Below are 9,019 nucleotides of genomic sequence, written 5' to 3' on the forward strand. Positions count from 1 at the left end.
TTGTGCAAGCGGGTCGCCCCTACAGGATAACCCAAGGTGATATATTCTCAATTAAATACACTTCAATCCATACCTATTCCGCTTCCGGATTCAGTCGAATCATCGCCCAAGTCGTGTAGGTTCCAATCGGACTCCAAATAATATAAGGCAACAGCAAAACCGATGCCCAAACTGAGATAGGATAAACTAAAATTGCCAAAATAATACTCAATATAGCCCCCGCCCCCCCAATCATCGTACCCACCTTGAGACTGCGAAGTCGGCACATTACTGGCGTATAGGCAATTGTTACTATTTCCAACAGCAAATATAACCCCAAAACCAGCCATGTTTGAGGACGCCCTGGCTTACTTTCCCATACCACATAAGCAGACCATCCCCCACAAATAAAAATAACCGTCCAGATGAAAGGAATCGCCGACTCAAATGTCAACCATCGGGGGCGGCGCAGGCGGTTGAACCATCGCACATCATCGGACGTTAACCAGTTACCCGCCAACGCCACTAGCAAGGTTACAGTCCCAATTACCATCCAGGATTTAATCATGTTCTCCCCTGTGAAAATCCCACGACATCGGGTGATCATCCCCAGTTTTATAGATTGAGCTAATCATCCCGATAAAACCAGCTTATCCTTTTGGTACAGGTTTTGTGGTCAGGAGGAAATCCCGCCACTGAGCGAAAAGCGAAAAAGGGTAGTCCTTGCCGAACCGACATGGTAAAGTATTAATCTCGGTCGGTTCTAATGGGGATCAGCCATTAGAGGTAACGGGGAAAGTTCGGTGTAAATCCGGCGCTGTCCCGCAACTGTGATGAAACCAACCCGGATTTCTGAGTCAGAATGCCCGCCGACGTGGACGAAACGTTAACATTCATCTGCGAGGTACGGATGGTGCATAGTCTCAATTTGCCACAATTACAACCTGTGAGGCGATCGCTACAGAACGCCCTGATGCCTGATCGAGAGTCGGGTTAATGGGTATGCCTCAACTTGTTTGAACGAAAACGGAATGATTCGTTAACCAAAAGTCTCTTGTCCTTACCTACGCATAGGTGAGTACAAGAGTCAAGTAAGAGGTTCGTCCCATGGCAAGCCTTTAGCTGTCCGTTAGGAATTCCTAATCATTGATAACCAGGACAACGCAATCAAACTACTGATTTACTCAAAGGAGAAAAGCTTCATGAATAATGGGATAGTAGGGCAAAAAGCCAGCTTAATACTAGCAACAATGATCGTCGCGCTAACCGGAAAAAATGCCCTAGCCTGCTGTTTGGGGAATTGCCCTAGGTTTGATACACAGTGTTCTCACCTGGAATGCGATCAAATTCTCCGAAAAATACCGAGGTTCGTTACGCTACGCTAACACACCCTACGCATAGAGGTAATTTGACCAATGAAGCGAAAAAAACGGACAATCAATCTAGTCTTAATCGCTGGGTTAAGTTTGGGCTTAATTATCTTTGCCCCACAGCCCGCCTTTGCCATGCATATCATGGAAGGTTTCTTACCCTCAGGTTGGGCAATTTTCTGGTGGGTTGTCTTTCTGCCCTTTTTTATTCTTGGACTGCGTTCAATCACACAAATCTCCCAGCAAAACCCAGAATTAAAAGTGCTGCTGGCGCTATCTGGTGCCTTTGCTTTTGTCTTATCCGCCTTAAAAATACCGTCGGTAACCGGAAGTTCCTCCCATCCCACAGGAACAGGATTGGGTGCGGTGTTGTTTGGTCCATTAACGATGAGTGTATTGGGGAGTTTAGTTCTCCTATTTCAAGCCCTGCTGCTGGCACATGGCGGGTTGACGACATTGGGGGCAAATGCGTTTTCTATGGCAGTTGTGGGACCGTTTATCGCTTATGGCACCTATCGCTTAATTATGCAAGTGAGTGGGCTGCAGAAATTCGCTATTTTTCTAGCCACTGCTTTGGCGAATTTGATCACGTATGTGGTTACATCTCTCCAGTTAGCGCTGGCATTTCCCGCCGCAACTGGCGGAATTATGGCTTCATTTCTCAAGTTTGCTGGGATTTTCGCGGTGACTCAAATTCCCTTGGCAATTAGTGAAGGATTATTAACAGTTTTGGTGTGGAACTGGCTAATGTCCTACAGTCGCGAGGAATTAGCATTATTGAATTTGGTTAAAGGAGGTTATTAAACGGTGAAAATGGAAAAAACAGGGTGGAATAATTGGGTATTGGTATTAGGAGTTGTCCTGCTCGCCATTGTGCCATTGTTAATCGTTCGGGACTCGGAATTTGGCGGGGCTGATGGTGAAGCTGAAGCGGCAATTGGCGAGGTTAATCCTGACTATGAACCTTGGTTTGAACCCTTAATTGAACCGCCTGGTGGCGAAACGGAATCCCTGCTATTTGTTTCCCAGGGGGCAATTGGTGCGGGAATAGTCGGCTTTGTTATTGGACGATACAAAGGGAGATCGGAACGGAATCAACAGTCTGAATAAATTAACATGACTCTGGAAATTGATGCGATCGCGTACCGGAATCGTCTGCGTTATCTTCCCCCCGCCCAGAAATTGGGATTCGCGTTGGTGGTGTTGTTTATTGCTCTTTTTAGCCATGCACCGACTCAATTTCTGATTGTATTATGGATGGGGATATGGACGGTAGGTTATGCCGGAATCCACGGCAGAATTTACTTACGATTAATCGCACTAGCTTCTCTATTCTTACTCATGGGTTTACCCGCTTTAATCGTAAATATCGCCCCCACGACTCAAATTGAGTTTGCCCAAACGGATCAATTGGGTGGGATGAATCTGGGTTCCTGGTATCTCTATATCAGTCGCCGTGGTAGTCAACAAGCTGGCGTTGTGTTCATGCGATCGCTAGCTTGTGTGTCTTGTCTGTTTTTTATCCTTTGTACTGTCCCCTTTATCGAAATTGTGCAGACGATGCGACGGCTGAATGTACCAGTTATCCTCACGGATATACTTCTATTAATGTATCGCTTTGTGTTTATCTTGCTTAAAACAGCAAGGGAGTTAAAATTAGCACAACAGGCGCGAAATGGCTATCGCACTTGGCGTTTAACGATGCATAGTTTAGGACTACTGGTTGGACAACTATTTGGGCGGACATTACAACGCTATCATCAATTTTCCCTGGGATTGGCAGCACGAGGATTTACTGGAGAATTTCCCGTCGGTTTACTCCATCACTATCGCTACTCCAAACGCTATGCAGTGGAAGCCGTTTTGGGTTGTGGGGGATTGTTAGGTGTTGAGTTGGTTAGTTGTCATTCGTCATTTGTCACTTGTCATTCGTTGTTTATTCCATGTTCTCTATTCCCTTAATTCACCCGTATAAGCTGTCATGCATTTCAATTGGGTATTAATAGTGAGCAAGATGCTCACACTACGACAAGGATTTCGCCATTGTTGACATTAATGATTAAACGCCGCTGGAACAACTCTAGTGATTGCTACTCATGCTCTAAACTTTGCCTATCAATGGGCAGATTTGATGTGTATTATTTGAACGTGTTTGGGAGAAGTATTTGCGTTGGGAGGTTGACAGAAAACCGAAACGTCTGTATGCGAATGCTTCGCCCCTACGAATGTACGAAATGTACGAAATGTACGAATGTATGAATGTACGAAGGTAAAATCAACATGAATCAACATACCTTATTTGTCTGTACAACCTGCGCCAGTACCTGGAAAGATGGCAAGCGAGTTGGTCAAAGTGGTGGCGAAAAACTGCTAGAACCCTTGCAGGAACTCCACCAAAACTGGTCACTCCGAGATGAATTTAAACTTCAACCAGTTGAATGTATGAGTGCTTGTAGTCGCCCTTGTGCGGTTTCCTTAGCCGCCTTGGGTAAACATACGTATCTATTTGGGGATTTACCCATCGATGTAGAGACATTACCCCAAACAGCAGCGGCTATCCTAGATTGTGCCAGTTTATATCATAGCCAACCCGATGGTTTATTGCCTTGGTCAAAACGACCTGAACCCCTAAAAAAAGGCATTTTGGCACGAATTCCACCCTTATCTTGAGGTTAAATAATCATGCATAAAATTCCCGTAACTGTAATTACTGGCTTTCTCGGTTCTGGCAAAACCACATTGATGCGCCATTTACTGCAAAATAACCAAGGACGTAAAATAGCGGTTCTGGTGAATGAGTTTGGTGAAGTGGGTATTGATGGTGAGTTATTGCGTTCCTGCCAAATTTGCGATGAAGAGGACAATCCCAACGATAATATTGTAGAACTGACCAATGGCTGTCTGTGCTGCACCGTTCAGGAAGAATTCTTCCCGACAATGCAGCAACTCTTGCAACGGCGCGATCGCATCGATTGTATGCTAATTGAAACCTCTGGATTAGCCTTACCCAAACCCTTAGTTCAAGCCTTCCGTTGGACTCCCATTCGCAACGGTGCTACTGTGGATGGAGTAATCACCGTGGTCGATTGTCAAGCGTTAGCCGCCGGAACGTTAGTCGGTGACATTAATGCCTTAGAAGCCCAACGCCAAGCTGACCCCAATTTAGACCATGAAACCCCGATAGAGGAACTCTTTGAAGACCAATTGGCTTGTGCGGATTTAGTCTTGCTGACGAAAGTTGATTTAGTCGATGAGGTGACGCTAACTCGGATCAAAGACTGGTTACAGGATCAATTACCCACAGGCGTTAAGGTTATCCCTTGTGATCAGGGAAAGATTCAGCCGGAACTCTTACTCGGTTTCAACGCCGCCGTCGAGGATAATTTAGATAGCCGTCCCAGTCATCATGATACCGAGGAAGACCACGACCATGACGACGAGATTAATTCCGTCCAATTTATATCCGATCAACCCTTTGAAGCCAAAACCCTAATCGCTAAACTGCAACAACTCGTGCAACAGCAGGAGATTTACCGGATCAAAGGCTTTGTGTCTGTACCCAATAAACCCATGCGCCTAGTCTTGCAGGGAGTCGGCAATCGCTTCGATTCATTCTATGATCGACTGTGGCACAATGGCGAATCTCGCCAAACTCGGTTAGTGCTAATTGGACGTAAACTAGACCAAGCTGAAATTGAGCAAGCAATTGGCAGTTAGACGATTAATCGTGAGGGTAGGGGAATGAGGAAAATTCAGTGGCTACTGCTACTTATTAGCTTCTGGAGTACGTTTCTGGTTTCATTACCCGCACAAGCCGGTAGACTTCTGCTGTGGCGTTTTGATGCGAGTCAAAATCAACTGGAATTTACTACAGATGGTAGTGTTCAACCTACAGCCCAACTGATTCCCAATCCCCTGCGCCTAGTTATCGATTTACCCGGTACGACATTGGGACGTTCCAGCGTCAGCCAGTCGGTGGGGGGAGGGATTCGCGAAATTCGGGTGGGACAGTTTGACCGCCAGACGACGCGAATTGTGGTAGAAATTGCACCGGGTTATACTATAGACCCCCAACAGATTCAATTTCGGGGGGCGTCACCGAGACAGTGGTTTGTACAACTTCCTGAACCGCAGCGGATAACCACAACCGCACCTCGTCCCCTACCGCCGACAACTCCTCCCCCCCAACCTGTACCTCGCCCCACACCACCGGAACCCTCTCCTGACACAACAGAGTCAAGTGTGCAACTTGATCCGATTCAGGTGACAAGGGATGGGTTTTTTATTCGCACCAATGAAGGGGAAGCCAAAGAGATTCAGGTGCAACGAAGTCGCGATCGCGGGACCATTGAGTTTGAGGTAGAAGGAATTACCCTACCCCCAGACTTACTGAATCAAACGGTGTCGGTGAATCGCTATGGGGTCAACCAAATTCAATTATCTCAACCGTCGGGTTCCTCATCCCCAACTCGCATCACCTTACGAGTGAATCGCGAGAGTCCCGACTGGCAGATCAATTATAGCTCCGTGGGTGGTTTGGTATTATTACCCAGAGGAGTTTCGGCGTCGCAGCTTGATGGCTTATCGCCGCGACGATCTGATAGGGAACCCACGGCGGCTACAAGTCTCGCCACCATTGAATCGGTGGACATCGCCCAAAATGGCACTCAATTATTAATCCGGGCGGATGGACGGATTCGGGCGAGTGGGAATTGGAATCCTAACGCCAATCAGTTCCAAATTACCATCCCAGATGCTCAACTTTCCCAAGGAGTTCAAGGACCTCAGCTAGGCGTCAATAGTCCGTTATCCCAGGTGAGACTGCGCCAGCCTGATTCGCGTACCGTGGTGATTGTAGTTCAACCGGATCGAAATACCCAGATTGGCGAACTCAATCAACCCAGCGATCAACTCTTAGCCCTATCCCTGCGACAGACGAGAGTCTCTTTACCACCAACGGGTGCGCTTCCTGTACCGCCACCGGAACGATTACCGCCAGAGAGTTCACCGCCGCCGACTGTATTTCCTGGGGTTCGCAATAGTCGCGTTGTGGTGATGATTGATCCGGGACATGGGGGTAAAGATCCTGGCGCTGTGGGGATTGGTGGCTTGCAGGAGAAAGACGTGATTTTGCCCATTTCTCTCCAAGTTGCGGCACTTTTAGAACAACAGGGTGTACAAACGATATTGACGCGATCGGATGACCGATTTATTAGCCTCAGAGGGCGAGTTCAACTGGCACAACAAACGAATGTTGACCTATTTGTCAGTATCCATGCGAATGCGATTAGCATGAGTCGTCCCGATGTGAATGGTGTGGAAACCTATTATTATGCCAATGGGCGAGGGCTAGCCGAAGCGATTCAAAACAGTCTATTACAGAGTACCGGAATGCGGAATCGCGGCGTGAAGCAAGGCAGATTTTTTGTCATCCGACGCACCTCTATGCCTTCTGCGTTAGTGGAAGTAGGTTTTGTCACTGGGGCTGAGGATGCGCCGAGACTCGCCACACCAGAATTTCGCAGCCAAATTGCCCAGGCGATCGCGCGGGGTATTTTACTGTACATTCAGCAAACCCAATAGGGTGTTGGGTGAGGGAGATTGTAGAGACGTGCCATGGCACGTCTGTGTGTAGGGGCGGGTTTAGGGACTAATATTGATTGTTATCCCTAGCTTGGCTGCAAAACCCGCCCCGACCAAATGACGAATGACGATAATTAGGAGGATGTCACGGGAATGGGTGTCAATCGCATCCGAATTGCCAAGGATCAAGCCGATTTAGTCAAAGCGTTAACCGCATCAGCCGAGACAACCGGACCCTTTCAAACTTATGCCGACGTTATCGCCTTTGCAGCGGCGTTGGGGGTCAAGCGCAAGAAGCGATCGCCTCTAGGAACGATTGCCAAGAAAGAACCTGCACCGATTGGGTTAGAAATATTTGTGTCGAGGGGATATGACGCCCTGATTAAACTTTTGGCACTTGTCGAAACCAAAGATGCCAAAATTCTCTCCTCCTTTGACGCCAAAGCAGAGGAGGAAAGGATTCATATTTTTGAAGAATATGCCCATGGGGGGTTGGAGATATTACGAGACGAGTTGCGGGGGGCGGTAGATTATTCAGAACGATTATTATTAGTTTTGAATGCACAACGGTTTAAACAAGAGGTTCCTGACGACGATTTTGATTTGACCCGATTTCTATAACGGTTCCTAAAGGCGCGAGGTGAACCCATACAAAGGGTGCTGTAGGGGCGGGTTTTACAGATATAGCAGTAGACACATCGATTAGGACTTTCGGCACCATTGTTCCAGACGCTTCAAAAGCGCGTCTCTACCATAAGATGTGTCCTAACCGCTATGGCGGTTGCTATAACTTATGGCAAAAACTTTGTCGGGGCGGGTTTAGTTATATCTGGGTGCAACCCTGAATGATAGTAGTCAAACCCGCCCCTACATTAAACCCGCCCTTCTCCGGTGGCTTAAGTTGACACAGATGAAGGCTTGCGCTCACACAACGATAAACGCTATAAAGTGGATTGAATCAGAAATCTAAGGATTCATTATAACCGTTAAATCGAGAACAAAGCCCGGTAATACATCTTCCCCTGAAAGTGTGGGTGGTGCATCAATCGAGAAATTGATCTGTTCTACATCAACGAATGGTCGATAAATTTCCACCAAGGGCGTTTGCGGATCGATCAGCCAACCTAAACGGGCACCATTCTCCCGGTACTCTAACATTTTGGTACGTAAACTTTGGAGCGAATCGCTTTCAGAACGAAGTTCAATCACAAAATCTGGACATAAAGGCGGAAAGCGTCGCCGTTGTTCCGGAGATAAAGCTTCCCATCGTTCCAGAATTACCCAAGATACATCGGGACAACGTTTGGCATTATTGGGTAAGCGAAACTCAGTGGAGGAGTCAAACACTTTTCCCAGTCGGGTTCGACGATTCCACAGCGTCAAATCTGTGGTCAAATCTGCATTCCGAATGCCACTTTCTCCACCTGTTGGGGGCATAATAATTAATTCTCCATCAGCGGTGAGTTCTAAACGCCATTGTTCATTTGCTACACAAAGTTGATAAAATTGTTCGTCGGTTAAGCCAACGGTGGGGGGTACGTTCAGGGTTAGAGTGTCCATGGTTGTACTAGCCAACTGAATTAATTCTATTATTAGCCATATCTAGGGCAAAGTTATACCTAATTCTGATAACGTTAAGGATTCAGTATAACCGTTAAATCGAGAACAAAACCCGGTAATATATCTTCCCCTGAAAGAGTAGGTGGTTCGTCAATCGAGAAATTGATCAGTTCGACATCAACGCCTGGTCGATAAATTTCCACTAAGGGTGTTTGCGGATCAATCAGCCACCCTAAACGGGCACCATTTTCCTGGTACTCTACCATTTTGGCACGTAAACTTGTGAGCGAATCACTTTCAGAACGAAGTTCGATCACAAAATCGGGACATAAGGGTGGAAAACGTCGCCGTTGTTCGGGGGATAATGCTTCCCATCGTTCCAAAATTACCCAAGACACATCGGGACAACGTTTAGCATTATTGGGTAATCGAAACTCAGTAGAAGAGTCAAACACTTTTCCCAGTCGGGTTCGCTCGTTCCAATTGTAAACTTTAGCCGTCAAACCAGCATTACTAATACCACTTTC

Annotated in this window: 10 protein-coding genes and 1 riboswitch; of the genes, 7 read left to right on the top strand and 3 right to left on the bottom strand. The window is 46.9% G+C overall.

The genetic code is table 11. The annotated features are described in order from the left end of the window. Positions 1–73 precede the first annotated feature (73 nt). The gene (locus tag ACLFWI_RS20885; protein WP_446414511.1) at positions 74–547 is read right to left on the bottom strand and encodes a TspO/MBR family protein; all 474 of its coding nucleotides are present in this window, start codon (positions 545–547) and stop codon (positions 74–76) included. A 173-nt stretch (positions 548–720) separates the two neighbouring features. Next, positions 721–867: riboswitch (cobalamin riboswitch) on the top strand. Positions 868–1,394: 527 nt separating this feature from the next. Between ACLFWI_RS20885 and ACLFWI_RS20890 the strand changes: the two genes are divergently transcribed. The 7 genes from ACLFWI_RS20890 to ACLFWI_RS20920 all read left to right on the top strand — a co-directional run bounded on the left by ACLFWI_RS20890 (position 1,395) and on the right by ACLFWI_RS20920 (position 7,553). Further along, on the top strand, positions 1,395–2,153 hold the full coding sequence (locus ACLFWI_RS20890) for an energy-coupling factor ABC transporter permease (protein ID WP_446414512.1): 759 nt from the start codon (positions 1,395–1,397) through the stop codon (positions 2,151–2,153). A 9-nt stretch (positions 2,154–2,162) separates the two neighbouring features. Further along, positions 2,163–2,459: an energy-coupling factor ABC transporter substrate-binding protein gene (locus ACLFWI_RS20895; protein ID WP_446414520.1), complete on the top strand. Its 297-nt coding sequence runs from the start codon at positions 2,163–2,165 to the stop codon at positions 2,457–2,459. Between the two features lie 6 nt (positions 2,460–2,465). Then, positions 2,466–3,311 carry a cobalt ECF transporter T component CbiQ gene (gene cbiQ / locus ACLFWI_RS20900; protein ID WP_446414513.1) on the top strand — a complete coding sequence of 282 codons (846 nt, stop codon included), beginning with the start codon at positions 2,466–2,468 and terminating at the stop codon, positions 3,309–3,311. Between the two features lie 318 nt (positions 3,312–3,629). Then, entirely contained in the window at positions 3,630–4,019 is a 390-nt protein-coding gene (locus ACLFWI_RS20905; protein ID WP_446414514.1) for a DUF1636 family protein, read from the top strand. A 12-nt stretch (positions 4,020–4,031) separates the two neighbouring features. Then, complete coding sequence (gene cobW, locus ACLFWI_RS20910) at positions 4,032–5,066, top strand: cobalamin biosynthesis protein CobW (RefSeq protein WP_446414515.1); 1,035 nt, start codon at positions 4,032–4,034, stop codon at positions 5,064–5,066. A 24-nt stretch (positions 5,067–5,090) separates the two neighbouring features. After that, a complete protein-coding gene (locus ACLFWI_RS20915; RefSeq protein ID WP_446414516.1) occupies positions 5,091–6,932 on the top strand; it encodes an N-acetylmuramoyl-L-alanine amidase in 1,842 nt (613 codons plus the stop codon). Between the two features lie 153 nt (positions 6,933–7,085). Next, entirely contained in the window at positions 7,086–7,553 is a 468-nt protein-coding gene (locus ACLFWI_RS20920) for a DNA phosphorothioation-associated protein 4 (protein WP_446414517.1), read from the top strand. Positions 7,554–7,898: 345 nt separating this feature from the next. Here the strand turns inward: ACLFWI_RS20920 and ACLFWI_RS20925 are convergent, their stop codons facing one another. Next, on the bottom strand, positions 7,899–8,492 hold the full coding sequence (locus ACLFWI_RS20925) for a Uma2 family endonuclease (RefSeq protein ID WP_446414518.1): 594 nt from the start codon (positions 8,490–8,492) through the stop codon (positions 7,899–7,901). Between the two features lie 74 nt (positions 8,493–8,566). Next, positions 8,567–9,019, bottom strand: a 453-nt coding sequence (locus tag ACLFWI_RS20930; RefSeq protein WP_446414519.1) for a Uma2 family endonuclease, incomplete at its 5' end; no start/stop codon positions are given.

This window comes from Coleofasciculus sp. (assembly GCF_046539235.1).
In the GTDB taxonomy this organism is placed as follows: Bacteria; Cyanobacteriota; Cyanobacteriia; order Cyanobacteriales; family Coleofasciculaceae; genus Coleofasciculus.